The 26,339-nt window shown below is 31.1% G+C and carries 20 protein-coding genes; 19 read left to right on the forward strand and 1 reads right to left on the reverse strand.

Annotation, left to right across the window (positions count from 1 at the left end):
- Positions 1 to 41 precede the first annotated feature (41 nt).
- From BTO16_RS06310 to BTO16_RS06360, 11 genes are all read left to right on the forward strand, one after another.
- On the forward strand, positions 42 to 887 hold the full coding sequence (locus BTO16_RS06310; RefSeq protein WP_105021532.1) for an ABC transporter permease: 846 nt from the start codon (positions 42 to 44) through the stop codon (positions 885 to 887).
- A gap of 44 nt (positions 888 to 931) precedes the next feature.
- Positions 932 to 5,389 (forward strand): T9SS type B sorting domain-containing protein, encoded by a 4,458-nt coding sequence (locus BTO16_RS06315; protein WP_105020778.1) that lies wholly within the window; start codon positions 932 to 934, stop codon positions 5,387 to 5,389.
- Positions 5,390 to 5,454: 65 nt separating this feature from the next.
- Positions 5,455 to 7,443 (forward strand): excinuclease ABC subunit UvrB, encoded by a 1,989-nt coding sequence (gene uvrB, locus BTO16_RS06320; protein ID WP_105020779.1) that lies wholly within the window; start codon positions 5,455 to 5,457, stop codon positions 7,441 to 7,443.
- Between the two features lie 503 nt (positions 7,444 to 7,946).
- A complete protein-coding gene (locus tag BTO16_RS06325) occupies positions 7,947 to 8,390 on the forward strand; it encodes a GNAT family N-acetyltransferase (RefSeq protein WP_105020780.1) in 444 nt (147 codons plus the stop codon).
- A 32-nt stretch (positions 8,391 to 8,422) separates the two neighbouring features.
- Entirely contained in the window at positions 8,423 to 9,229 is an 807-nt protein-coding gene (gene proC, locus BTO16_RS06330; protein WP_105020781.1) for a pyrroline-5-carboxylate reductase, read from the forward strand.
- 1 nt (position 9,230) lies between these two features.
- Positions 9,231 to 10,001, forward strand: a complete 771-nt coding sequence (proB, locus tag BTO16_RS06335; RefSeq protein ID WP_105020782.1) for a glutamate 5-kinase — start codon at positions 9,231 to 9,233, stop codon at positions 9,999 to 10,001.
- 10 nt (positions 10,002 to 10,011) lie between these two features.
- Entirely contained in the window at positions 10,012 to 11,211 is a 1,200-nt protein-coding gene (locus BTO16_RS06340) for a glutamate-5-semialdehyde dehydrogenase (RefSeq protein ID WP_105020783.1), read from the forward strand.
- A 237-nt stretch (positions 11,212 to 11,448) separates the two neighbouring features.
- Positions 11,449 to 11,892, forward strand: coding sequence for a GNAT family N-acetyltransferase (locus BTO16_RS06345; protein ID WP_105020784.1), 444 nt, complete (start codon positions 11,449 to 11,451; stop codon positions 11,890 to 11,892).
- Positions 11,892 to 12,728, forward strand: a complete 837-nt coding sequence (locus BTO16_RS06350; RefSeq protein ID WP_105020785.1) for a DUF6671 family protein — start codon at positions 11,892 to 11,894, stop codon at positions 12,726 to 12,728. Before BTO16_RS06345 ends, BTO16_RS06350 begins: the two co-directional genes overlap by 1 nt.
- Positions 12,729 to 13,434: 706 nt before the next feature.
- Positions 13,435 to 14,733 carry a sodium:proton antiporter NhaD gene (nhaD, locus tag BTO16_RS06355; protein WP_105020786.1) on the forward strand — a complete coding sequence of 433 codons (1,299 nt, stop codon included), beginning with the start codon at positions 13,435 to 13,437 and terminating at the stop codon, positions 14,731 to 14,733.
- A 90-nt stretch (positions 14,734 to 14,823) separates the two neighbouring features.
- Positions 14,824 to 15,780 carry a hypothetical protein gene (locus BTO16_RS06360; RefSeq protein ID WP_105020787.1) on the forward strand — a complete coding sequence of 319 codons (957 nt, stop codon included), beginning with the start codon at positions 14,824 to 14,826 and terminating at the stop codon, positions 15,778 to 15,780.
- Positions 15,781 to 15,922: 142 nt separating this feature from the next.
- Here the strand turns inward: BTO16_RS06360 and sucC are convergent, their stop codons facing one another.
- Positions 15,923 to 17,122: an ADP-forming succinate--CoA ligase subunit beta gene (gene sucC, locus BTO16_RS06365; RefSeq protein WP_105020788.1), complete on the reverse strand. Its 1,200-nt coding sequence runs from the start codon at positions 17,120 to 17,122 to the stop codon at positions 15,923 to 15,925.
- A gap of 386 nt (positions 17,123 to 17,508) precedes the next feature.
- Between sucC and BTO16_RS06370 the strand changes: the two genes are divergently transcribed.
- From BTO16_RS06370 to BTO16_RS06405, 8 genes are all read left to right on the forward strand, one after another.
- A complete protein-coding gene (locus tag BTO16_RS06370; RefSeq protein WP_105020789.1) occupies positions 17,509 to 18,168 on the forward strand; it encodes an ABC transporter ATP-binding protein in 660 nt (219 codons plus the stop codon).
- Positions 18,169 to 18,174: 6 nt separating this feature from the next.
- Positions 18,175 to 18,939, forward strand: a complete 765-nt coding sequence (locus BTO16_RS06375) for a TIGR02757 family protein (protein WP_105020790.1) — start codon at positions 18,175 to 18,177, stop codon at positions 18,937 to 18,939.
- 68 nt (positions 18,940 to 19,007) lie between these two features.
- Positions 19,008 to 20,492, forward strand: coding sequence for a S10 family peptidase (locus BTO16_RS06380; protein ID WP_105020791.1), 1,485 nt, complete (start codon positions 19,008 to 19,010; stop codon positions 20,490 to 20,492).
- A gap of 12 nt (positions 20,493 to 20,504) precedes the next feature.
- Positions 20,505 to 22,454: a BatA domain-containing protein gene (locus BTO16_RS06385; RefSeq protein WP_105020792.1), complete on the forward strand. Its 1,950-nt coding sequence runs from the start codon at positions 20,505 to 20,507 to the stop codon at positions 22,452 to 22,454.
- The gene (locus tag BTO16_RS06390) at positions 22,451 to 23,707 is read left to right on the forward strand and encodes a dihydroorotase (protein ID WP_105020793.1); all 1,257 of its coding nucleotides are present in this window, start codon (positions 22,451 to 22,453) and stop codon (positions 23,705 to 23,707) included. The genes BTO16_RS06385 and BTO16_RS06390 overlap by 4 nt, the downstream gene beginning before the upstream one ends.
- Positions 23,708 to 23,713: 6 nt before the next feature.
- Positions 23,714 to 24,040: a hypothetical protein gene (locus BTO16_RS06395; protein WP_105020794.1), complete on the forward strand. Its 327-nt coding sequence runs from the start codon at positions 23,714 to 23,716 to the stop codon at positions 24,038 to 24,040.
- Positions 24,041 to 24,061: 21 nt separating this feature from the next.
- Positions 24,062 to 24,700, forward strand: a complete 639-nt coding sequence (locus BTO16_RS06400; RefSeq protein ID WP_105020795.1) for an alpha/beta hydrolase — start codon at positions 24,062 to 24,064, stop codon at positions 24,698 to 24,700.
- Between the two features lie 276 nt (positions 24,701 to 24,976).
- The gene (locus BTO16_RS06405) at positions 24,977 to 26,284 is read left to right on the forward strand and encodes a serine hydrolase domain-containing protein (protein WP_105020796.1); all 1,308 of its coding nucleotides are present in this window, start codon (positions 24,977 to 24,979) and stop codon (positions 26,282 to 26,284) included.
- Positions 26,285 to 26,339 lie beyond the last annotated feature (55 nt).

The following is a 26,339-nucleotide window of genomic DNA, read 5'->3' on the forward strand; positions in this document are numbered from 1 at the left end:
AAATTTTATCGAGAACAAATTCACAAAATAACAAAAACGTCATGTTAAGACTCCTAACTATAGAATTTCATAAATTAAAATACAACAAAGCAAGTAAAATATTAATAATTATTTACTTTGGTTTGCTAACTTCTATTGCATTAATTGCTGCCATAAAATTTGAATTTGGTAATTTTAAACTGCATTTAGCTGATGCCGGTATTTTCAATTTTCCATACATATGGCACTTTAACACTTATATTGCAGCCATTTTAAAATTCTTTTTACTGTTGGTAATTGTCTCCATGATGTCTAACGAATACAGCTATAAAACCTTAAAACAAAACTTAATTGACGGACTTAGTAAAAAGGAATTTATCTTGTCAAAATTTTACACGGTAATTGCTTTTGCATTTGTTTCTACAATTTTTGTTTTTCTAGTTTCTTTAGTTCTAGGTATGGTATATTCTGATTATAATGAGCTTGCAATTATTTTTTCTGATTTAGATTATTTGTTAGCGTTTTTTATAAAGTTAGTTGGTTTTTTCTCTTTTGGATTGTTTTTAGGAATCCTTGTAAAACGCTCTGCATTTGCTGTAGGCGCAATGTTTGTATGGTTAATTATAGAAAGTATGTTTAAAGGCTATTTATATTGGACTTTTAATGGTGCTGAAAATACAGGAGAAAAAGTAGATGCGGTAATGCAATTTTTACCATTAGAATCTATGACAAATTTAATAAAAGAGCCTTTTTCTAGATTAGGAGCCGTAAGATCTGCTGCCAATACTATGGGTGAAACTTTTACAAAAAGTTATGCGGTAGAATTCACAACCATTTTAATTGTTTCTTTCTGGACTTTTGCCTTTATTTACTTGTCTTTTGCACTGTTAAAAAAGAGGGATTTGTAATACTTTTTAAATATATTTGATGTTTAAATAACAAACATTGATAAATGAAAAAATTATTTCCCTTTTTATTACTAATATTTACATTAAATGTATTTTCGCAAAAAGAAGCTAATTTTTGGTATTTTGGTGAAAATGCTGGTATAGATTTTAGCACAAGTCCGCCAACAGCTTTAACAAATGGCAAGCTAAATACTACCGAAGGCTGTTCTTCTTTTTCGTCACCAACGGGAGAATTATTATTTTATTCTGACGGAATAGAAGTTTTTAATAAAGACCACGCGCTTATGACTTATTCCGATGGTCGATTAGCAAATGATTTAAAAGGAAATCCATCAAGTACACAATCGGGTATGATTATACCTAAACCTGGTTCAACATCAGTTTATTATTTATTTACAGTTGGTACAGACTTTGTACCAAGAGGAGTTAATCCTAATCCTGGTTTTAACTATTATACTATTGACTTTTCTGCGAACCCTTTAGGAGAAATAACAGCCGGCCCAGTAAATCTGGCAATAAACCCAATTACAAAGAGTGATTTAGGTGATGTTTGGTCAGAAAAAGTAACTGCCGTTAAAGGGTCTAATTGCGATGAAGTTTGGGTGCTTTCTTTTGTACAAAACACTTTTTACGCATACAGAGTTAATGCCGCTGGCGTAGATGTTGCTGGTGTTGTTACAAGTGTTGTTGATTTTACCGCTTCAGATAAAAGAGGGTATTTACAAGTATCTCCAAATGGAGCAAAAATTGCATTTGCAGATTATAATGCAGTTGGAAGCGATATGGAAGGAAGTTTAATTTTGTTTGATTTTGATGCTAGCTCAGGTATTGTAAAACAAAATTCTTCACAAGTATTAATACCAAGAGGTTCTGGACAATCTCCATACGGTGTTGCTTTTTCTCAACAATCTAACAAACTATACACATCCACCTTTAATGATAATTTTACAGTATTTCAATTTGACCTAGAGAGTCCAAATATTGCTTCTAGTAGAGCCGAAATTATAACTAAAAGAGGTTTTAGAGGAGCATTACAATTGGGCCCAGACGGTAAGATTTATGCCTCTATACCAGAATCTAGTTTTTTAGATGTTATAGAAAACCCTAATAATCCTGCTAATGACATAATCTATACTGAAGATGCAATAGACTTAATAACAGGAAGAACTGTACAAGGATTACCTCCTTTTCTTGCCTCTCTTTTACTACCAATTGAAATAAAAGACGAAGACACCAACAGTGTTGTTAATAATGAAAATTTACAATATTGTATTGGTCAAGATAAAACTATAACTCCTGCAACTATAGCGGGCACAAACGTAAATTATACTTGGATTTTTAATAATGGAACTACATCAACTACGTTATCGTCTTCTTCAACTCAACGAAAACTAGAGCTAACTAATATTAGCTTAAATAATGCTGGAATTTATGCACTCGTAATAACTCTAGAAGATGATTGTGGAAATAATGTTGAGTACAATGCTACCTTTAACATCGATGTTTTTGAAGCAGCATCAGCTAAAGAAAAACCAGAAAATATTATTTTTTGTGATACAGATCGAGATGGCTTTAATGCTTTTGATTTGCAAACAAATAAAAACACTGAAATTTTAAATGGTTTAGATACAGCTGTTTTTAAAGTTTCCTATTTTTTAAATGTTAATGATGCAAATTCTAACATTAATTCTTTATCAAATCCATATACAAATACTACTAAATTTAGTTCACAAACAATATTTGCAAGGGTAGAGAACAGAAATGCTCCAAAAGCATGTTTCGCAATTACTAATTTTAACTTGGCAATAACAGATTTCCCTGAACCCAAACAACCAATACCTTATAGAATTTGTGATGATTTAGAAAGTGGTTTCGATACAGACGGAAAAATAAACACCTTTTTATTAAATACTAAAGATTCAGAAATATTAGGAGATTTAGATCCAAATCAATATAATATTACTTATCATACGACTAAAATTGGTGCAGAAAATAATGATGTTTCAACTGTAATTGATAAAAGTAATAATCTTTCTGTAACAAACAGTAAACAGGTTTTTATTAGAGTTGAAAACAAGGACAATATAGCATGTTATGATGCCAACAAAATATTAGATTTATTTGTAGATCCTTTGCCTGTATTAAAAAATAACCCAGAATTAGAGCAATGTATAAGTGCTAACGACAGTAACCCTAGCGTAAATTTAACAACTGCTCAAAAAAGTATTTCTGAAACTGTAAATGCTACTTTCAAATATTATGAAGATGCAGCTGCGACTGCCCAAATTACGAATGTAACTTCTTATCCTGTTCAAGTAAATACTACACAATCTGTTTTTGTAATAGTTACTTCTGATAAAAATTGTGATAGAGAAATTATAGAATTAAAAATAAAAGTAGGTCAAACTCCAGACAACGATTACAATGACATTCAACCACCTGCGTGTGATGATTTTTTAGATGCGGATGGAAATGATACTGTTAATAATTCTGACACAGATAATATAACAAATTTTTATTTAGATAAAGACGCTATTATTACGAGTATTAATCCACCTGCAAATACTAATGTTTTTTTCTATGAAAATGCAGATGACAGAAACAATACTTTAAACGAGATTGACATTACAAATTATAGAAATAATAGTAATAAAATTGATATTACAACTATTTCTGGCGGAATTCAATTTCCTATTTATTATAAAATTTTAAGTACCATCAATAACAATTGCCAAGGTTTAGGTGAGTTTTATCTGCAAATAAATACAACCCCAACAGCAACAAATGTTAATGGTTTAGAATTATGTGATGATGCTAATGATGGCGATGGAAAAAACGGAATTGTGCAAACCTTTAATTTAGAAAGTCAGACTTCAACTATTTTAGGCACACAAAGTAACTCAAATTTTACAGTTAGCTATCATCTTTCTGCTGTGGATGCAAATTCAGGAAACAGTCCTCAGGCATCTCTTTTTACAAATACAATTCGCGATTTGCAAACCATTTTTGTAAGAGTTACTAATAATTCAACAGGTTGTTTTACAGATCATACTACTTTTAATTTAACTGTAAATCCGCTACCAATTGCAAATTTTGTAGATGATTTAGAGGTTTGTGATGACAATACGGATGGTTCTGCTAGAAACGGATTTTCTCAAACTATAGATTTAGAGAGTCAAACTTCAGGGATTTTAGGAACCCAAGATGCTACTATTAATAAAGTAACCTATCATCGTAATTTAACTGAAGCGCAAAATGGAGTAAATCCGTTAGGTTCTCCTTTTAGCAACACAACTGCAAACAGACAAACTATTTATGTTCGTGTTTTTAATGCTGATACGCAGTGTGCAAACGGAATCTCTAATTTTGATGTCGTTGTAAATCCAGAGCCAACTTTCGAAACGATTTCTAATCTTTCGGAATGCGATAACAATGATGATTTTGATGACGCAAATGGGATTATTCAAACTATCGATTTAGACGGCAAAATTCCTGAAATTTTAGGAGCTTCTCAAGATCCAGACGATTTTATTGTAACCTTTCATGCATCCAAAGCAAATGCAACTCTTGGCACTGCTGCTATTTCAACACCTTATGAAAATTCAACATCAAAAGAAACTATTTTTGTTCGTATTCAAAACAAAAAAACGAGCTGTATTAACGACGATGCATTTTTTGATGTCATCGTAAATTCGCTTCCAGATTTTATGGTAACAACGCCTCAAATTATATGTTTAAATAATTTACCATTAAATATTAGAGTAGAAAATCCTCGAGGTATTTACACTTATGAATGGAAAAATACAAACGGAACAACTTTAAACACCGTTTCTACAGACAATATTAATATTACTACAGGAGGAATCTACACTGTTACAGCAACAACTACAAATGGAACATTCTGTTCTAGAACAGAAACGATTGATGTAAACGAATCTAATATTGCAACTTTAGAAAGAAGTTTTATTACAATCATAGATGAATCAAGTAATATTGGTAGCGAGAATAATTTATCAATTTCCATCAATACAATTGATAATGATTTAGGACCAGGCGACTATCAGTTCGCAATTGTAAACACAGATGATAACTCTAGAACTCCTTTTGCAGGCTTTCAAAATGAACCTCTTTTTGAAAACTTAGAAGGCGGAATTTACAAAATAATTGTAAACGATAAAAATGGCTGCTCGCCAGATACCACTTTGTTGGTTTCTGTAATTCAGTTTCCAAAATTCTTTACACCAAATGCAGATGGAGATAATGATACTTGGATTGTAAAAGGTGCTAACAAAACTTTTTACCCTAATAGTAGTATTAATATTTTTAATCGATACGGAAAACTAGTTGCACAACTGCCTATAGACGGTCAAGGTTGGGACGGAACCTATGGCGGAAAAACACTTTCTTCTGATGATTATTGGTTTAATATTACATTAATTCCTGCGGATATCACAAAACCAACCATCAACAAAAAAGGAAATTTTTCTTTGATTAGAAAATAGAAATACTGTTTTAAAACATCATAAAATACGGATACTTTTTTAGAAAGTATCCGTATTTTTGCATAATGGAATTTAAGTTAGTATCAGAATTCTCTCCAACAGGAGATCAACCAGAAGCAATAAGACAACTTACAGAAGGGGTTTTATCTGGTGAAAAATTTCAAACGCTATTAGGTGTAACAGGCTCAGGTAAAACATTTACGGTAGCAAATCTTGTAAAAGAAGTACAAAAACCGACCTTAGTTTTAGCGCATAATAAAACGCTAGCTGCACAATTATACTCAGAGTTTAAGCAGTTTTTTCCTCAAAATGCTGTAGAATATTTTGTTTCTTACTATGATTATTATCAACCAGAAGCTTACATCCCTGTTACAGGAACTTATATAGAAAAAGATTTATCCATCAACGATGATATTGAACGCTTGCGAATTAGAGCCACTTCTTCACTACTTTCTGGAAGACGGGACGTTTTAATTGTAGCATCTGTTTCTTGTTTATACGGAATTGGAAATCCCGTAGAATTTAAGAAAAACGTAATACCTATTCAAATAAATCAGCAAATTGCGAGAACTAAATTTTTACATCAATTGGTTCAAAGTTTATATTCTAGAACCGAAGTAGAAATTAAAAGCGGAACCTTTAAAGTAAAAGGTGATGTGGTTACCATTTATCCTAGTTATGGAGATCATGGATATAGAGTACACTTTTTTGGTGATGAAATAGAGGAAATTGAATCTTTCGATTTAGAAAACAATACTGTTATCGAAAGCTTTCAAGAGCTTACAATTTATCCTGCAAACTTGTTTGTTACTTCGCCAGATGTTTTGCAAAATGCCATCCATCTAATTCAGGAAGACATGGTAAAACAGGTTGATTATTTCAATGAAATAGGCAAACACTTAGAAGCAAAACGTTTAAAAGAAAGAACTGAATTCGATCTAGAAATGATTCGTGAACTAGGATATTGTTCAGGAATTGAAAACTATTCTCGTTATTTAGACGGCCGCGAACCTGGCACAAGACCTTTCTGTTTGTTAGATTATTTTCCTGATGATTATTTAACAATTATTGATGAAAGCCACGTAACGGTTCCGCAAACCCACGCAATGTATGGTGGTGATAGAAGTAGAAAAGAAAATTTGGTAGAATATGGTTTTCGTTTGCCTGCTGCAATGGACAATCGCCCATTAAAGTTTGAAGAGTTTGAAGCAATTCAGAATCAAACTATTTTTGTTTCTGCAACTCCCGCAGATTACGAATTGCAAAAAACAGAAGGTGTTTTTGTAGAGCAAGTAATTAGACCTACAGGTTTATTAGATCCTATTATTGAAATTAGACCAAGTTTAAATCAGATTGATGATTTAATTGAAGAAATACAGATTCGTGTAGAAAAAGACGAACGTACTTTGGTGACTACTTTAACCAAAAGAATGGCAGAAGAACTCACAAAATACCTAACCAGAGTTGATATTCGTTGTAGATACATTCATTCTGATGTTGATACTTTAGAGCGTGTAGAAATCATGCAAGACTTGCGTAAAGGTTTGTTTGATGTTTTAATAGGTGTAAATCTTTTAAGAGAAGGTTTAGATTTACCCGAAGTTTCTTTGGTAGCAATTTTAGATGCTGATAAAGAAGGTTTTTTAAGAAGTCATAGATCTATTACCCAAACTATTGGTAGAGCAGCAAGAAACGTAAATGGTTTGGCAATTTTATATGCTGATAAAATGACCAATAGTATGCAAAAAACCATCGACGAAACAGATAGAAGACGTGAAAAACAGATTGCATACAACACAAAACACAACATCACTCCTACTCAAATCAACAAAAAAATTGATGATACTTTATCTAGAAGCGCTGTTTCTAGTTATCATTATGACAATGCAAAACAAGTAGCTGCAGAGCAAGATTTACAATATTTACCAAAAGAAGAAATTGAAAAACGCATCCGTGAAAAACGCAAACATATGGAGGCCGCTGCAAAAGATTTAGACTTTATTGTGGCCGCAAAACTGCGTGATGAGATTGCGGTTTTAAGAGAGAGTTTATAAATTAACTTAATTCTTTTTAAACTTAAAAAAAACATCATAAGCGCTTAATTGTAACAAATACTCTAAATTTTGAAGTTTTTTATGGTTAATTTTTCAAAAAGTACGTTAATTACTTAAAATAAAGATGTATCAAATTTTGCTTTCTACACTAATTTTAGTCTAAAATTATCAGTGCGATAAGAAAACACGCCTCATACTAAGTTTATCATAATAATTAACTATTTGGGTTTCAAAACCACCCTTACCGGCAAGCATTTTTGTAAATTTGCATTATGAATGTAAGCATGCACGAACCGCGCAACTTTATAGTATTCAATTTTAGTTTTATAGTTTTTAGAAATAAATCTAGAAACAACTACACCTCCTAGCCTTTTTCCTTAATTAACTTACCAAAAATAGTTCGCTTTTTTTAAACTGAAGAATTTATCTTTTATCCAAAAGATATCTATAGCAGTCTAGCCTCTAATTTTATCGTATCCAGATAAATAAAATCAACATAAATAATGCATATTAAAACCTTCGACGCCTTTACAAGGATGTCCTTTTTAAATATTAACAGAATTACAAATTTTTTGCATAAACATTTAGAAGATTCTGACGAGTCTGCAAGTGCCATACGAAAATCGCTATTATACTCAGCAAAAGAAATTCCCAGTTTAGGAGGTTACGTATTTGTAATGGAAGAAAAAGAGGTCATTATTGGCGCTACGGTTATTAATAAAACAGGAATGAGTGAATACCAATCAGAAAACCTTTTAGCTTACGTAGCCGTGCACAAGGAACATAGAAATAAAGGAATAGCAACAAAACTAATTGAAAAAGCGATTCCTTATTGTACTGGTAACATTGCATTAAATATAAATAAAGAAAATAATGCAATTAATTTATTTGAAAAAAGAGGGTTTACATCCGAAAAAATTCAAATGACTTTAGATAAAATTAAATAAAAATAATAGTATTAATAATTAATAAAAATAAAATGAAAATTTTAGTAATTGGCGCAGGTAATATGGGTTTAACATATGCGCAAGGAATGTCTAAATCAAGATTGTTAAAGAAAAGAAACATCATGGTTTTAGATAAATCTGCAGAAAAATTAGAAGAGCTAAATGGCATGTCTCACTTTGATGCTTTTGAAGAATTAGAAGACTGTGTGCCAAAAGCAGACATTATATTTATTGCCGTAAAACCATATCATGCAGAAAACTTATTTAAAGCGCTAAAACCATTTACAAAACCAGGTCAAGTAATTGTATCTATTATGGCTGGTGTAAATATTGATAATATTAAAAAATATTCTGGCTTAACAAAAATAGTAAGAGCAATGCCAAATCTACCAGCACAGATTGGTAAAGGCTTAACCTCTTATGTAACATCCGAAGAAGTGTCTAGAATAGAAAAACTAACGGTTGAAAGTTTGTTAGATACTACAGGAAAATCGATGGAAGTGAGCAGTGAAAAATTGATTGATGCCTCGACTGGGATTTCTGGTAGCGGACCCGCGTATGTGTTCTATTTTATGCAAAGCATGATGGAAGCTGCGTTAAAAATGGGCTTTTCAAAAAATGACTCTACCGTTTTAGTGAGTCAAACCTTTATTGGTGCCGTAGAGCTCTTCAATCAATCTAACTTATCGCCAACTTCTTGGATGGAAAAAGTAGCTTCTAAAGGCGGTACAACTCGTGCTGCACTTGATTCTATGCAAGATAATAATGTAAACGAATTAATTAAAGACGCCGCTTTTGCTGCTTTTAATAGGGCTGTAGAATTAGGTAAAGAACATTAAAATGTATAAAGAAAGAATAGTAATAAAAGTAGGTACAAATGTAATGACAAACAGAGATAACAGAATTGTTAGACCTGTTTTAAGACGCTTAGTAAAACAAGTTGCAGAACTTTATGAACGAGGTATTATTTGTATTTTGGTTTCCTCTGGGTCTGTAATTGCTGGAAAAGAAGTCTTAGGTGAATCAAATATTAAGAATGAAACACAAAGAAGACAGGTCTATTCCGCAATTGGACAACCTAGAATGATGCGTCATTATTACAATATTTTTAATGATTACGGAATGAAATGTGCGCAAGTATTGCCTACAAAAAGAGATTTTACTCCTGGTATACACAGACAAAATATGATTAATTGTTGCGAAGGTTTATTGGCCGAAGGTGTTATTCCTATTGCAAATGAAGATGATGCGGTTTCTGTAACTATGTCTATGTTTTCTGATAATGATGAGTTGGCAAGTTTAATTGCACAATTAATGAATGCTGATAAATTAATTATTTTAACAGATATAGACGGTTTGTATACAGGAGATCCGGCAGCAGAAAATAGCGCTTTAATTAAAAATGTGAATCCAAATGAGGATTTAGATAAATACATTAAAGACAGTACTAAAAAACCTGGTGAAGGTCGTGGCGGAATGGGCTCTAAATTAGACTACGCACAAGAAGCGGCGGCTAATAACATACCAACCTACATCGCAAACGGAAAAAGAGACAACACCATTATTGATATTATCGACGGAAAATCTGTGGGTACAAAAGTGGCACTTTAAAATTTACACCATGAAATTAATAGAAACAAACATAAAAAATAACGTTTTAAAAAGTATGGCAAAAATTCTTGATGAAAATCGAGAGCTCATATTAACAGCAAATAAAAAAGATTTAGACGCTTTTCATAAAGAAGATCAGGCTATGTTTGATCGTTTGATTTTAACCGATCAAAAAATTGATGGAATGATAAAAGCCATCAACGAGGTAAAAGCACAAGAAGATCCTGTAAATCAACTTATTAGTGATTTAAATTTAGAAAACGGGTTGCAAGTTACCAATAAAACAGCGCCATTTGGAACCATCATGATTATTTATGAATCAAGACCAGACGTAACTATTGAAGCCGCTGTTTTAGCCTTTAAAGCCAATAATAGGATTTTATTAAAAGGTGGTAAAGAAGCCATTTACAGTAATAAGGTATTGGTAAATCTTTGGCACAAAGCATTAACTGAAAATAATCTAAGCACAGATTATATAAAGTTACTGCAAATGAACAGAGCAGAAACGCAAGCATTTTTAAAAAACCCAACTGAGCAATTAGATTTAATTGTGCCAAGAGGTGGCGAACGTTTAATCAACTTTGTTAAAGAACACGCAAAGTGTGCCGTTTTAATCAGCGGAAGAGGTAATAACTTTTTATATATTGATGATAGCGCAGATTGGAACAAAACCTTATCTGTAATTATCAATGCTAAAACTGATAAAATTTCTGCATGTAATGCGTTGGATAAAATTTTAATTAGTAAAAACATTGATGCTTATGAAACTAAATTATTACAGTTACAAACGGTTCTAAAAGAACGAAACGTAACTATTTTAGTGGATGAAGACGTAAAAATAATATTAACAGACGAAACTTTAATTCTGGAAGCTAGTGTTTGGAAAGAGGAATTTTTATCATTAAAATGTTGTATTGGTGCTGTAAATAATCTAAACGAAGCTATCGAGATAATTAATAAAAACTCAGGCGGACATTCTGCAGCGATTATGACAAAAAACGATGAAAATGCAAGCAATTTTATGCAACAAGTAGATTGCGCGGCTGTCTATAAAAATGCATCCACACGGTTTACAGATGGCGGACAATTAGGCGTTGGTGCAGAATTGGCTATTAGTACAGACAAATTACACCACAGAGGTCCTTTAGGATTAAAGAAATTAGTAACCAATAAATATTATATTTATGGTGATGGTACTGTGCGCAGTTAATTTTTAAATAATAAATAAAAATCGATGTAAAAAGTTTGATTTTTTAGGCATTAAAAAACGAACACCATGTTAGGTGATGTATATTTTCTCAAATCAGAAAATGTGTATCACCTAATTTGGTTTTATACATTTATATTCAATCAACTTTATTAACTTTGATTGCGGTTAATTAAAACGTGACATTCCCGTATCTAGATAGCAACTGTTACTAAGCAATAAAACATCAATTTTAATAAAATGATTATAACAACTCGAAAAATAGAAGTCTATGAAATTAATGAAATCTTTGAAATAGATAAAAAAGAGTTCGAACCAATGAATTACCCGCTGTTTGTACTTAAACAATATTATGATTTATTTTCAGAATTATTTCTTGTTGCTGAAAATGAAAACAAGGATATTTTAGGATACATAATTGGAGGCACCAATAATAGCGAAGGCTGGATTCTTTCTTTAGCTACAAAAAGCGAATATAGAGGTCACGGAATTGGCACAAAATTATGCAAAAGTTTATTAAACTTAATAAACATAGACTGCATTCTTTTAACTGTTCATCCTGATAATAGTGGTGCAATTCATATTTATGAAAAGCTAGGTTTTAAAACATCCGCAAGAAAAGAAAATTATTATGGCGACCATTCACCTAGAAATATCATGAAATTAGACAACACTCATAAGTAATGTTTAAAGGTAGAAGTTTAATAATTGCAACAAAGCACGAAAAAGAAAAGGTCATTGCTCCATTATTAGAAGAGGCTTTAGGTGTATGCTGTTTTGTAAAAGATGATTTTGATACAGATACTTTAGGAACTTTTACAGGCGAAATTGAGAGAAAACTAGACCCAATCGCAACGGCAAGAAAAAAATGTTTACTGGCAATGAAACTTGCTAACTGCGATTTAGGAATTGCAAGTGAAGGCTCTTTTGGCTCCCATCCATCGTTATTTTTTGTAAATGCGGACGATGAATTTTTGATTTTTATTGATAAAAAAAACAACTTAGAGATTGTAGCCAGAGAATTGAGTTTAGAGACCAATTTTAATGGTAAAGAAATTAAAACAGAAAACGACTTGTTAGCATTTGCTGAGTTAGTGAAGTTTCCTTCTCATGGCTTAATTATTCGTGCATCAAAAGAGGATACTAGCCATATAATTAAAGGAATAACAAAAACAAGTCAATTAAAAGAAACTTTTCAAAAAATGATTAAAAGTTACGATTCTATTTATGTAGAAACCGACATGAGAGCCATGTACAATCCAACTCGGATGTCTGTAATTGAAACCACCACTAAGAAATTAGTAACTAAAATAAATTCTTGCTGCCCACAATGCAACGCTCCCGGTTTTGATGTTACCGATGTAAAAAAAGGATTAGAATGCGATTTGTGTGGTTCTCCTACAAACTCAACGCTGAGTTTTATTTATAGTTGTAAAAAATGCGATTTCAAAAAAGAGGAACTATATCCTCATCAAAAAACATCCGAAGACCCTATGTATTGCGATTATTGCAATCCGTAATTATTTTTAAGTACTAAAAAAGTATAGATCAGTTTAAAAAACAAACACTATTAATATTTTTTTAATAGATGTTAGTCATCCACTAAGTTTAGTTAGTTTATCAACCATAAAAACGAAAGCATACAATCATAAATCTTCTTAACTTAAGGACAGCGTAAGTTGCCTTAAACTTCTTTTGTACTTCCTTAAGTATTGAACTATATTTCTAAGTGACACTTTTTACTTCCTTACGGATGAAGTTGCGTTCCTTAGACTTACTCTTCACTTCCTTTCGGATAAAGTTGCGTTCCTTAGACTTACTCTTAACCTCCTTACGGATAAAGCAGTATTCCTTAGGCTTACTCTTTACCTCCTTAAAAATAAAACAACTTTCTAAACTTTAAATGTTGATTCCCTGAAAACAAGCGAATCACTTTAAACACCAACTATGCTTACCTAGCGATAAAACCTTACTTATTTTAGTAAAAATTAGCTGTATTTTATAGATAAAAAAGCTACTAATAACAAGCTATAAAACCATAATAAACAAAAAGACCTTTCGTTAACAGCTAAAAGAACACTAAAAGTATTTAAGGTTTATTATTAATTATAATGCTAAAATTAAATTACTTTTTAGATCAAAAAATTATATTTAATGCCGAAAAAAAATAATTTAGGAAACTAATTTTATAATATCTTTATCTTAAATTTAAAACAAAATTTAAAAATGTATATACTAATCGCTCTTACTTTTATTGTTGGATATCTTTTTATAGCTTTAGAGCATACTATAAAAATAGATAAAGCGGCAACAGCCATTCTAACAGGTGTAATTTGTTGGGTTTTAGTCATTTTTGGTAGAGATGTTATCTTCTCGAGTACTGTTGATATTAACTTTATTGACCAAGAAATTCTGCATCACATTGGTGAAATTGCTGAGATTTTATTCTTTCTTTTAGGTGCTATGACTATTGTAGAACTCATTGATACACACAATGGTTTTGAACTTATAACCTCTAAAATAAAAACGATAAACCGAGTTAAACTCTTATGGATTATCTGTATTACCACGTTCTTTTTTTCGTCTGTATTAGATAACCTAACAACAGCAATTGTAATGGCTACTTTACTAAGAAAAATAATTAGTGATAAAGAAGATTTGTGGTTTTTTGCAGGAATGGTCGTTATTGCAGCTAATGCAGGTGGCGCGTGGTCTCCTATTGGTGATGTTACTACTATTATGTTATGGATTGGCGGACAAGTTACAGCGGTTAATATCATCTCTAAAGTTTTTTTACCGAGTATAGTGTGTCTATTAGTGCCACTAATCATCGCTTCTTTTATGGGTGAAAAGAATATAAATAGACCAGAAGTTAAAGAAAATTTAGAAGAAGGTTCTCATACAATTTCAACCAAAGAGAGCAATTTAGTTTTAGCTGCTGGTGTATTAGGTTTGTTATTTGTACCTGTTTTTAAAACGATAACCCATCTACCTCCGTTTATGGGAATGCTATTTAGCTTAGGTGTTATTTGGGTACTTACCGAAATTTTACACAGAAAAAAATCAGAGGTACACAAAAATAAACTTTCAGTTTCTACAATTATACGCAAAGTAGATACCCCAAGTGTATTATTCTTTTTAGGAATTTTATTAGCGGTTGCAAGTTTACAAACAGCGGGTCATTTAGAACAACTGGCGGTTACTTTAAATGAAACTTTTCAAAATATTTATATGACAAACATTTTTATAGGTTTCTTGTCTTCAATAGTAGATAATGTACCTTTAGTTGCTGGTGCAATGGGTATGTACTCGATGGATATGTATCCGCAAGATCATATTTTCTGGGAAATGCTAGCTTATTGTGCTGGTACCGGAGGAAGTGCCTTAATTATTGGTTCGGCTGCTGGTGTTGCCATTATGGGAATTTTGAAAATTAATTTTATTTGGTACTTAAAAAGGATTTCTTGGTTAGCAATTATAGGCTATTTGGCAGGCGTTGCTGTATATTACACTCTAAATAGTTAAGAGTACACGATTAAAAAAAATAACAATTAGATAATATTAAATACCTTGAAAAGTAGGTATTTTTGCGCCCAAAATTATTCGATTACCACTATGGAAGTATTAATAATGTATGTTGGATTTTTATTTGCAGTCTATTCTGTAATAGGGAATGATGTTATTCAGACGCTGGGAACCTTCTTAACTTCAAATAAAAAAACACATTGGGCCATTTTATGGACGTTTGCATCTGTGATTCTAACTGCAACTTTAGTGTATGGCTGGTATTTTTACAATGGCGATGTTTCTTACCAAAGATTAGGTAATATTCCGTTGCCAGAAAAAATAATGTGGTGGCATTTAATTGCGCCGCTGGCTTTGTTAATTATTACACGTTTTGGGATTCCTGTGAGTACTACTTTTATGATTCTTAGCATTTTTTCGAGCCAACAAATCATTGAAAAAATGATTATTAAATCTGTTTATGGATACGGAATTGCCGTTATTTCTGCATTTCTTATTTACTTGGTAATTGCAAAGAGTTTTGAATCTAAAAAATCGATTGCCAATTTAGAGGCAAGTAAAAACATAAAATTTTGGGTAGCTGCTCAGTGGGTTTCTACTGCTTTTCTTTGGTCTCAATGGTTAATTCAGGATTTTGCAAATATCTTTGTGTTCTTACCTAGAAAATTATCTTTGACAGAATTGTTATTAGCACTTGCTTTAATTCTATCTATTATGGCTTATATATTTAAAAGCAAAGGTGGAAAAATACAAGAAATTGTAAATAAAAAAGTGAATGCAGGTAACATACGTTCAGCAACTTTAATTGATTTATGTTACGGTATTATTCTATTTATTTACGGTAATTATAACTCGATACCAATGAGCACAACTTGGACGTTTATTGGAGTTTTAGCAGGTCGTGAAATGGCTATTAACTATCTTTTAAATAAGAAGAATGTTAAAAACTCATCCAAACTAATCTTTAAAGATTTAAGCAAAGTATCCTTTGGTTTAGCTATAAGTGTTGTTATTGTTTATTTAATACAGTATATAAAGTTTTTATAATTTAGTATTCTCTTCATTCTTATGCATCAGAATAACGTTTATTAAAGAAGTTGTTACTTTTTTATAATATTGAATACTAAAAAAACTCCATAAAAAAACGCCTTACAGATGTAAGGCGTTTTTAAATATATATAGACAAAAACTAAGACGCTTCTAAAACTGCTTGAACTTTATCTGCAGCTTCTTGAAATTCTGTTGCAGAAATAATTTTCATTCCAGAATTATCTATTAATTCTTTTGCTTCTTTAGCATTTGTACCTTGTAATCTACAAATAATTGGCACATTAATTTTGTCTCCCATACTTTTGTAAGCATCTACAACACCTTGTGCAACTCTATCACAACGTACAATACCTCCAAAAATATTTACTAAAATTGCTTTAACATTTGGGTCTTTTAAGATAATACCAAAAGCAGTTTCAACTCTAGCTGCATCTGCAGTACCACCAACGTCTAAGAAGTTAGCAGGTTCTCCTCCAGATTCTTTAATTAAATCCATTGTTCCCATTGCTAAACCAGCTCCGTTAACCATACAACCAACGTTTCCGTCTAAATCTACATAGTTTAAACCAGCCGCTTTTGCTTCAACCTCAATTGGGTTTTCTTCACGTAAATCACGCATTGCTGCGTAATCTCTGTGTCTATATAATGCGTTTTCATCCAAAGAAACCTTAGCATCAACTGCCATAATTTTATCATCCGAAGTTTTTAATACAGGATTAATCTCAAACATTGAAGAATCTGAACCAATGTATGCTTGGTATAAATTGGTAACAAACTTTGTCATTTCTTTAAAAGCAGTTCCTGATAAGCCTAAATTAAAAGCTATTTTACGCGCTTGAAAAGGCATGATACCTAATAAAGGATCAATTTCTTCTGTAAAAATTAAATGCGGAGTATTTTCTGCCACCGTTTCGATATCCATTCCACCTTCCGTAGAATACATAATCATATTTTTACCTGTTGCTCTGTTTAAAAGCACAGACATATAATATTCTTCTGGTTCAGAATCTCCAGGATAATATACATCCTCACAAATTAAAACCTGATTTACTTTTTTACCTTCTGCAGAAGTTTGAGGCGTAATTAACATCATGCCAATAATCTCGTTAGAGATTTTTTCTACTTCCGCTAAGTTTTTTGCCAACTTAACTCCACCTCCTTTTCCACGACCACCTGCGTGAACTTGGGCTTTAACTACGTACCAACTTGTACCAGTTTCTGCAGTTAACTGTTTTGCCGCATCTACAGCTTCTTTATGGCTACTTGCTACAATTCCTCTTTGAATTCTAACTCCAAAGCTGTTTAAAATTTCTTTTCCTTGATATTCGTGTAAATTCATCAGTATCTCTTTTAAAAACGTTCAAAAATACAAATTCAAAGGCAAAAATTTACACATTATTTCATAAAATAATTTAAGCGCTTAAATAGTTAATACTTTTTCTTGTTAATTGAGATTATTTAATAATTAATCTTAGTGAAATGGATTCTAAAAAAAAGTTAATAAACTATAAATGAAGCGGTTTCATCTTTAAAAAATCATTGTTAGTGAATTTTAATATATTTTTCTTTGCTAAAAATATTGAATACTTTCAATATCGTTGTGCTACATAAAGTAGAGAAAATACATTTTATTACCTTAATTATTAACCCACTTTTTAATATTAATACATATACTTCCCTAAGTATATTTGTTTTTTTATACTTTCGTAGTTAGATATATTTCTTATGATTACTACAAAAAATATCCATAAATATTATGGTGATGTTCAAGTTTTAAAAGGCCTTGATTTACACATCAAAAAAGGTGAAATCGTGGCTATTGTTGGTCCTTCTGGAGCAGGAAAAACAACTTTACTACAAATATTGGGCACTTTAGACAAGCCATTAAAAGAGCAAGATTTTGAGTTATCAATTAATGATATTTCTCTTAAAAATCTTTCTGATAAAGAATTATCGAACTTTAGAAATAATCATATTGGTTTTATCTTTCAATTTCATCAATTATTACCAGAATTTTCTGCTTTAGAAAATGTTTGTATTCCTGCATTTATAGGAAAAAAATCTAAAAAAGAAGCAGAAACAAAAGCTAAAGAACTTTTAGAATTTTTAGGATTATCGCACAGAATACATCATAAACCCAATGAGCTTTCTGGAGGTGAACAACAGCGAGTTGCCGTTGCAAGAGCGTTGATTAACAATCCATCTGTTATTTTAGCGGATGAACCTAGTGGAAATTTAGACAGCGAATCAGCCAAAAATTTACACGAACTATTTTTTAAATTACGTGATGAATTTGGTCAAACTTTTGTTTTGGTTACTCATAACGAAGAACTTGCAGCAATGGCTGATAGAAAACTAACCATGATTGACGGCAAAATAATTTAATTTTTAATGAAACAAAAAGAACTCAAAGAATTTTTAGATGAAAAGGTAATTTTATACAATAATCCAAAATTTATTGAGTCCGACCCTATTCAAATTCCACATCAATTTTCTAAAAAAGAAGATATTGAAATTGCTGCTTTTTTAACAGCTACTATTTCTTGGGGAAATAGAACGATGATTATTAAAAATTCTTACAAAATGATGGAATTGCTCGACAATTCTCCTCACGATTTTATTTTAAATCATCAAGAAAAAGATTTAAAAGCATTCCAAAATTTTGTACATAGAACTTTTAATTATATCGATTTTCAACAGTTTATTAAATCGCTGCAACATGTTTATCTAAATCACGGTGGTTTAGAAAACGCACTCGCTATCAAAGACAAATCAACAACGTATCAAACAGCAATTCACCAATTTAAAGCTGTTTTTTTTGAGGTTGAACATCAACAAAGAACTCAAAAACATATTTCTGATCCGTTAAAAAACTCGGCGGCAAAACGCATAAACATGTTTTTAAGATGGATGGTTAGAAATGACAAAGCTGGTGTTGATTTTGGACTTTGGCAAACGCATAATCCTGCAAACTTATCCTGCCCTTTAGATGTGCATTCTGGCAATGTTGCAAGAAAATTAAAACTGCTTTTAAGAACACAAAATGACTGGAAAGCACTTTCTGAATTAGATAAAAACTTGCGTAAATTAGATAAAAAAGATCCTGTAAAATATGATTTTGCTTTATTTGGATTAGGAGTTTTTGAAAAGTTTTAATTAGAAATGAACAACTTTTTTTTAATTGCGTTAATTGTAATAAATTGGTCTTTCCAAACTTTTATCAAATGAAAAAATATATCTTTTTTATCATCGTCTTTATAAGTTACACGTTTATTGCACAAGACAGCAGAATTCCGATTGACACAACCGTAGTAACCACGAATTCAGTAGTTATTAAAGGAGTAACCGTACCTTATAAAGCTAAAACAGGTATGCAACCCGTTTGGGACAGCAACGGAAAAGTTGTTGCGTCCTTATATTACACGTATTATACGAGAACAGATGTTAAAGACAGCTCTAAAAGACCTTTAATCATGTCTTTTAATGGAGGTCCTGGTTCTGCATCGGTTTGGATGCACATTGCCTACACAGGTCCAAAAATTTTAAAGATTGATGAAGAAGGAAATCCAATTCAGCCTTACGGAATTCAAGACAATCCGTATTCTGTGTTAGATGTTGCAGATATTGTTTTTATAAATCCAGTAAATACAGGGTATTCGCGTCCTGTTGTAGAAAAAGGACAAAAAGTAGATGAAAAATATTTCTTCGGTGTTAATGCGGATGCAAAGTATTTAGCAGATTGGTTAACAACCTTTATGACTCGAAATAATCGTTGGTTATCTCCAAAATATATTATTGGTGAAAGTTATGGTGGAACACGTGTAATGCAATTAGCAAACGAATTGCAAAGCAGACAGTGGATGTATTTAAATGGCGTAATTATGGTTTCGCCTGCTGATTATAAAATTATAAGGTCTGGTGCTTCAGAAGATTTGGCAATGAATTTACCTTATTTTACAGCAACTGCGTGGTATCATAAAATGTTGCCAGCAGATTTACAACAAAAAGATTTAGAAGAAATTTTACCAGAAGCAGAGCTTTTTTCTTATAATGAATTACTTCCAGCCATCTCAAAAGGAGGAAATATCACTGCGGAAGAACGGAATCGTGTTGCTGATAAAATGGCGCGCTTCACGGGAATTAAAAAAAGCGTTTTGTTACAGCAAAATTTAGAAATGAAACCAAGTTTTTTCTGGAAAGAACTTTTACGTGATACAAACGGAAAAACGATTGGCCGTTTAGATAGCAGGTATTTAGGAATTGATAGAGAGGAAATAGGGACAAGTCCGGATTACAGCCCAGAATTAACCTCTTGGTTGCATTCGTTTACACCAGCTATGAATTACTACACACAAAATATCTTAAACTTTAAAACGGATGTAAAATACAACATGTTTGGTCCTGTTGGCAATTGGGATTTCGAAAACGAAGATGCTCGTGAAAATCTACGTCAAGCCATGGCGCAAAATCCATATTTACAAGTTTTGGTGCAGTCTGGATATTATGATGGAGCAACTACATATTCTGTTGCAAAATACACAATGGGGAAAATTGATCCTAGTGGAAAAATGAAAAATAGAATGACTTTTAAAGGATATAGAAGCGGCCATATGATGTATTTGCGTAAAGTAGATTTAGAAAAATCAAACGAAGATTTACGTGTTTTTATCAAAAAAAGTTCAGAAAATATTGGACCTGCTAAATACTAATTTTACTATTTAATGCAATTTAAAAACCCAGAGGTATTATACTTTTTAGCACTACTAATTATACCAATTTTAGTACACCTTTTTCAATTACAAAAATTTGTAAAAGTACCGTTTACAAACGTTGCTTTTTTGCAGAAATTAGTGCAAGAAACCCGTAAGAGTTCTCGTATAAAAAAATGGTTAATTCTGTGCACCAGAATGCTTTTATTTTCTGCGATACTATTCGCGTTCTCACAACCTTATTTCAGCAATAAAAACACATCTAAAAACCAGCACACTTTTATCTATTTAGACAATTCTTTAAGCACTAATACGGAAGGTGAAAAAGGAAATTTATTACAAATAGCAGCCCAAGAAATTATTAAAAATGCTTCTAAAAAAGATATCTATTCTTTACAAACGAATACAGATTTCTATAAAGATATTTCCTATTCTGAATTAAAAAACGAATTGCTAAAAGTTAGAAATACTTCTAAAAAACTAGATTTTAATAGCATTTTCTTAAAAATAAACAACCTTACATTTAATGAAACAAATACTTTAATTAAAAACATATTAATATCTGATTACCAATGTTATTACAATGATAAGTTTACAAATGTAACACCTGTTTTTTCTGCTATAAAACTAACACCAAGCACAAAAACCAATATTTCTATAGACAGTGTTTTTATCAGCAATAGAAATACCAATAATTTTACTATAAATGTTATCGTTAAAAACCAAGGTGAAGCGAAAAAAAATATTCCTATTGCCCTTTTTAACAATACAAAATTAATTAGTAAACAGTCCTACTCTATTAAAAAAGACGCTCTAGAAACGGTGCCTTTTATTATTGAGAATCAAACTGATTTTTTGGGTAAAATACAAATCACTTTTAACGACACTTTTTCGTTTGATAATACTTTTTACTTTAGCTTAAATACTACTAAAAAAGTAAGTGTTTTAAGTATTGGAAATGAGGCTAATTTCTTGTCAAAAATTTACACAGAAGATGAGTTTAATTTTACACAATCTTCACTACAAAATGTGAATTATAATTCCATTCAAAAACAGCAATTAATTGTCTTAAATGAATTAGAAAAAATACCAGAAACTTTATCAAAAAGCATTTTAAACTTCTCTACTAAAGGTGGCAATATTGTTATCATTCCGAATGAGAATTCTGAGATAAAATCTTATAATAATTTTCTTAAAAAGATTGGCAGCTCAAAAATAGAATCTAAAATTTTGGACACTTTAAAAATCACAACGATTAATTATGAGCATCCCTTATTTAAAAATGTTTTTCAGAATAAAGTAAGTAATTTTCAATATCCAAAAACACAAAGCCACTATCCTATCTCATCAAAAAACAGCAGTAAAATTGTTTCTTTCGATAATAACTTGCCTTTTATTAGTCAAATTAAAGCCTCTGAAAATAGTATTTATTTATTTTCAAGTGCTATTAACAAAAACAATAGCAACTTCCTTAATTCGCCTTTAATTGTGCCTGTTTTCTATAATTTCGGGAAAATGAGCTTTAAACATTCTAAATTATACTATTATTTAGATGCCGAAAATAAAATTGATATTGAAACGAATTTGGAAAAAGATGAAATTTTAAACATCTCAAATTCGGAATCTTACTTTATTCCTGATCAACAAACATTTCAAAATAAAGTAACAATTAGTACTAAAGACCAACCCAATAATGCTGGTTTTTATTACATCCTAAGAAAAAAAGACACGATTCAAACACTTGCTTTTAACACTCCAAAAGAGGAAAGTTTACTCAATTTTATGGACTTAAATTCATTAAAAGAAACCAACGAGAATATGAATATTTCTACTTCTATTGCAACTGTTTTTGAAGATTTGAACGAAAATAACGAAGTTCATTGGCTATGGAAATGGTTTTTGTCGTTGGCAATTGTATCTTTGCTCTTAGAAATTTTGATTTTAAAATTCTATAAACCATGAGTACACTTCTTAAAAACGCAACGATTATAGATGCAACGAGTCCTTATCACAACCAAAAAAAGGATATTTTAATTAGTGATGGAAAGCTTGAAAAAATAGCCGATTCTATTCAAAACAAAGATACTTATACAGTTATTGAACTTGAAAACCTACATGTTTCTTGCGGCTGGTTTGACACGAGTGTTTCTCTTGGAGAACCTGGTTTTGAAGAGAGAGAAACTATAAAACATGGTTTGCAAGTTGCCGCAAAAAGCGGATTTACATCAATCGCCGTAAACTCAAACACAAACCCTGTTATTGATTCTAAATCTGATGTTGAGTTTTTAATCAGCAAAGCATTCAATTCTGCTACAAAACTATATCCAATTGCAGCCTTAACAAAGAATAGCGACGGATTAGAGATTTCAGAAATGTATGACATGCAACAATCTGGAGCAATTGCTTTTGGAGATTACAACAAACCCATCGAAAATGATAATTTGATGAAAATTGCCCTCTTGTACGCCCAAAATTTTGATGGCTTGGTGTTAAGTTTTCCAAAAAACAACGCAATTGCTGGCGATGGAATTGCAAATGAAGGAATTAATAGCACAAAATTAGGATTGAAAGGAAATCCTGCGTTAGCAGAACACATTCAAATTTCTAGAGATTTATTTTTATTAGAATACACTGGAGGAAAGTTACATATCCCAACAATTTCAACAACAAAATCTGTAAACTTAATTAAAGAAGCTAAAAAGAAAGGATTAAAAGTTACATGTAGCGTTGCGGCGCATCATTTGGTTTTAACAGATGATGAATTACATGCTTTTGATAGTAACTTTAAAACAAATCCGCCTTTAAGAACGAAAGAGGATCTAAAAGCGTTGCAAAAAGGTGTTGAAACTGGTGTTATCGATATTATAACCTCAGATCATAATCCTATTGACATTGAACATAAAAAAGTAGAATTCAGCGAAGCTAAAGATGGTGTAATCGGATTAGAATCTGCATTTGGTGCGGTAAATTCTGTGCTAGATTTAGCGGATTTCATTGATTGTTTTACAACGAAACCAAAAGCAATTTTTAAAATTGAAAATCATTCGATTAAAGAAGGAAATTTTGCTGATATTACACTTTTTAATCCAGAAACTGAAGTGATTTTTGCAAGTAAAGACATTTTATCAACCTCTAAGAATAGCGCTTTTATCAACAAAAGATTAAAAGGAAAAGTATATGGTATATTTGCCAATAATCAATTAATTATAAACTAAAGACCAATGGAAAATTATACAGTTAAAGAAGGTAAAACAGCTGCAATTATTAGTTATATTACCGTTTTTGGAACTATTATTGCATTTTTCATGAATAATAGTAAGAAAAATTCTTTTACTAGTTTTCACATTAGACAAATGATTGGTATTTTTCTTTTAACAATGATAAATAAATATATTGTGTATGATTTTTTGGGAACAACTGCTAGTTATGTTGCTTTTATTTTAATAGCGATATTATGGGTAATTGGTTTTATTGGAGCGGTAAAAGGCGAAGAAAAATTAGTACCTTATGTTGGTCAACAATTTCAAAATTGGTTTAAAAATTTTTAATTTATTGATATAAAAGCATTTATGAAGTTAGAATATATTGTACGAGAACCTAAAAATAAAACTCAAAATCCGCCTTTATTAATTTTATTGCATGGCTACGGAAGCAATAAAGAAGATTTGTTTTCTTTTGCCGAAGAATTGCCAGATGAGTTATTAATTGTAAGCGCACAAGCACCTTACGAGATGGGTTACGGCGGTTATGCCTGGTATGCAATTAATTTTGATGATGTAAAAGGTAAATTTTCTGATTTAAAACAAGCCAAAACTTCGCTTGACATCATTGCTGTTTTTATTGATGAAATAAAACAGAAATACAAAACAGATCCTAATAAAACTTTTTTACTAGGTTTTAGTCAAGGCGCTATTTTAAGCTATTCTTTAAGCTTCTTTTACCCTAATAAAGTTAAAAATGTAATTGCTTTAAGTGGTTACATAAACACTGAATTACTTCCAAAAGAAATTTCAAAAGAAATACAAACCAATTACTATTGCTCTCATGGTTCTGTTGATCAAGTTTTACCAATAGAATGGGCGAGAAAAAGTAGACCTTTTTTAGATAAATTAGGTTTCCAAAATGAATATTCAGAATATCCTGTTGGTCATGGAGTAGCGCCACAAAACTTTTATAGTTTTAAAACTTGGATTGAAAAACGTTTGTAAAAAAAAATATTCTTTTTAGGTTATTACTTTTAAAAAATTTAACTTCGCTAAATGCTGATATAAATCACTAATACTGAACTAGATTCAATACAAAAATGATTTTATAACAGTTATATAAATTTAAACTCCCTGTTTAAATGAAGTAACCTCTGTTAATGTCTAAATTCTTACTTCAACATTTTTAATGATAAATTAAGAAGTACCGCGTTAGCAAAAAATTAGATAAAAGTATAAATTAACCAAATTTGACGTTCGTCATAACCGCTAAAAACAACCATGAAACTAAAATACACACACCGAATTTTATTTATTATAATTTTAGTACTAAGTTGTTTTTTATCACAAGCACAAACAAAATCAATTCAAAATCCTCATGCGTTAACGTATGGAAATGCATCAGAGGTTGGTGTATCAGAAGAAAGATTGGCTAGAATTGACAGCATGTGTTTAAAGGCTATTAAAGACGGCAATTTACCCGGTGTTGTAGCTTTAGTAGCAAGAAACGGTAAAATTATATACCACAAAGCTTTTGGAACAGCAGATGCTAAAACACAACAAACGCTAAAAAAAGATGCTATTTTTCGTTTAGCATCACAATCTAAAGCGATCACAGCAACAGCCGTAATGATGCTGTGGGAAGAAGGTAGATTTAAATTAGATGACCCAATTTCAAAATATATCCCTGAATTTAAAAATCCGCAAGTTTTAGATTCTGTATTAGCTGATGGAACTTTTACCACTAAACCAGCTATTAGAGAAATAAGTATTAGACATCTTCTTACACATACTTCGGGCATTGGTTATGGAGTAATTGATGGCGATGATCGATTTAAAAAAATATATAAAGATGCAGGAATCATCGATTTATTTACTACAGAAAAAATTAGTATTGCCGACAATATCAAAAAATTGGCATTACTTCCTCTTCATCATAATCCAGGCGATGAATTTACGTATAGCGAAAGCTATGATGTACTTGGATATTTTATAGAAATAATATCAGGTGAAACTTTTGATGCTTACTTACAAACACACATTTTTGAACCACTTAAAATGACTAATACCGCTTTTTATTTACCAAAATCTAAAGAAGACAGACTCGTTTCGGTGCAAACGAAAAAGGACGGTAAATGGATAAATTATCCAACTACATTTTATGACCCAAACTACCCAATTAAAGGTGCTAGAACATTTTTTTCTGGTGGAGCTGGCCTTTCAAGCACGGCAGAAGACTATGCTAAGTTTTTACAAATGTATTTGAATAATGGCGAATTAAACGGAATTAGATTACTAAGCAGAACAACCATAGAAATGATTATGTCTAATCAAATTGGTGAATTGTGGGGAAAAGATCCAAAAGAATTTTATGGCTTAGCTTTTATGGTTCAAAGTGATAAAGGTGAAGGTTTAGGTGGAAATGGGAGCAGCGGAACATTTAGTTGGGGTGGTTATTTTAACACTCAATATTTTGCGGATCCAAAAGAGCAAACTATTGGAGTATTATTAAAACAAACTCAAAATATTAAATCTGATGATACTAGTTGGAAGTTCTCAATTTTAGTGGGTCAAAGTATTGATGATTAGTAATAACCATAAAATTTAACAATAGTTTACTTTAGTGAAACTTAAAATAATAAAC

The sequence above is a fragment of the Polaribacter glomeratus genome (assembly GCF_002954665.1).
Taxonomy (GTDB): domain Bacteria; phylum Bacteroidota; class Bacteroidia; order Flavobacteriales; family Flavobacteriaceae; genus Polaribacter; species Polaribacter glomeratus.

Bases quoted from the DNA above. Each gene is read 5' to 3' on its own strand.
- BTO16_RS06395 (WP_105020794.1), top strand. From the start codon at position 23,714: ATGGAAAATTATACAGTTAAAGAAGGTAAAACAGCTGCAATTATTAGT.
- BTO16_RS06310 (WP_105021532.1), top strand. From the start codon at position 42: ATGTTAAGACTCCTAACTATAGAATTTCATAAATTAAAATACAACAAA.
- BTO16_RS06380 (WP_105020791.1), top strand. From the start codon at position 19,008: ATGAAAAAATATATCTTTTTTATCATCGTCTTTATAAGTTACACGTTT.
- BTO16_RS06400 (WP_105020795.1), top strand. From the start codon at position 24,062: ATGAAGTTAGAATATATTGTACGAGAACCTAAAAATAAAACTCAAAAT.
- proC (WP_105020781.1), top strand. From the start codon at position 8,423: ATGAAAATTTTAGTAATTGGCGCAGGTAATATGGGTTTAACATATGCG.
- BTO16_RS06385 (WP_105020792.1), top strand. From the start codon at position 20,505: ATGCAATTTAAAAACCCAGAGGTATTATACTTTTTAGCACTACTAATT.
- BTO16_RS06315 (WP_105020778.1), top strand. From the start codon at position 932: ATGAAAAAATTATTTCCCTTTTTATTACTAATATTTACATTAAATGTA.
- BTO16_RS06340 (WP_105020783.1), top strand. From the start codon at position 10,012: ATGAAATTAATAGAAACAAACATAAAAAATAACGTTTTAAAAAGTATG.
- BTO16_RS06325 (WP_105020780.1), top strand. From the start codon at position 7,947: ATGCATATTAAAACCTTCGACGCCTTTACAAGGATGTCCTTTTTAAAT.
- BTO16_RS06405 (WP_105020796.1), top strand. From the start codon at position 24,977: ATGAAACTAAAATACACACACCGAATTTTATTTATTATAATTTTAGTA.
- proB (WP_105020782.1), top strand. From the start codon at position 9,231: ATGTATAAAGAAAGAATAGTAATAAAAGTAGGTACAAATGTAATGACA.
- BTO16_RS06375 (WP_105020790.1), top strand. From the start codon at position 18,175: ATGAAACAAAAAGAACTCAAAGAATTTTTAGATGAAAAGGTAATTTTA.
- BTO16_RS06360 (WP_105020787.1), top strand. From the start codon at position 14,824: ATGGAAGTATTAATAATGTATGTTGGATTTTTATTTGCAGTCTATTCT.
- BTO16_RS06390 (WP_105020793.1), top strand. From the start codon at position 22,451: ATGAGTACACTTCTTAAAAACGCAACGATTATAGATGCAACGAGTCCT.
- sucC (WP_105020788.1), bottom strand. From the start codon at position 17,122: ATGAATTTACACGAATATCAAGGAAAAGAAATTTTAAACAGCTTTGGA.
- BTO16_RS06345 (WP_105020784.1), top strand. From the start codon at position 11,449: ATGATTATAACAACTCGAAAAATAGAAGTCTATGAAATTAATGAAATC.
- nhaD (WP_105020786.1), top strand. From the start codon at position 13,435: ATGTATATACTAATCGCTCTTACTTTTATTGTTGGATATCTTTTTATA.
- BTO16_RS06350 (WP_105020785.1), top strand. From the start codon at position 11,892: ATGTTTAAAGGTAGAAGTTTAATAATTGCAACAAAGCACGAAAAAGAA.
- uvrB (WP_105020779.1), top strand. From the start codon at position 5,455: ATGGAATTTAAGTTAGTATCAGAATTCTCTCCAACAGGAGATCAACCA.
- BTO16_RS06370 (WP_105020789.1), top strand. From the start codon at position 17,509: ATGATTACTACAAAAAATATCCATAAATATTATGGTGATGTTCAAGTT.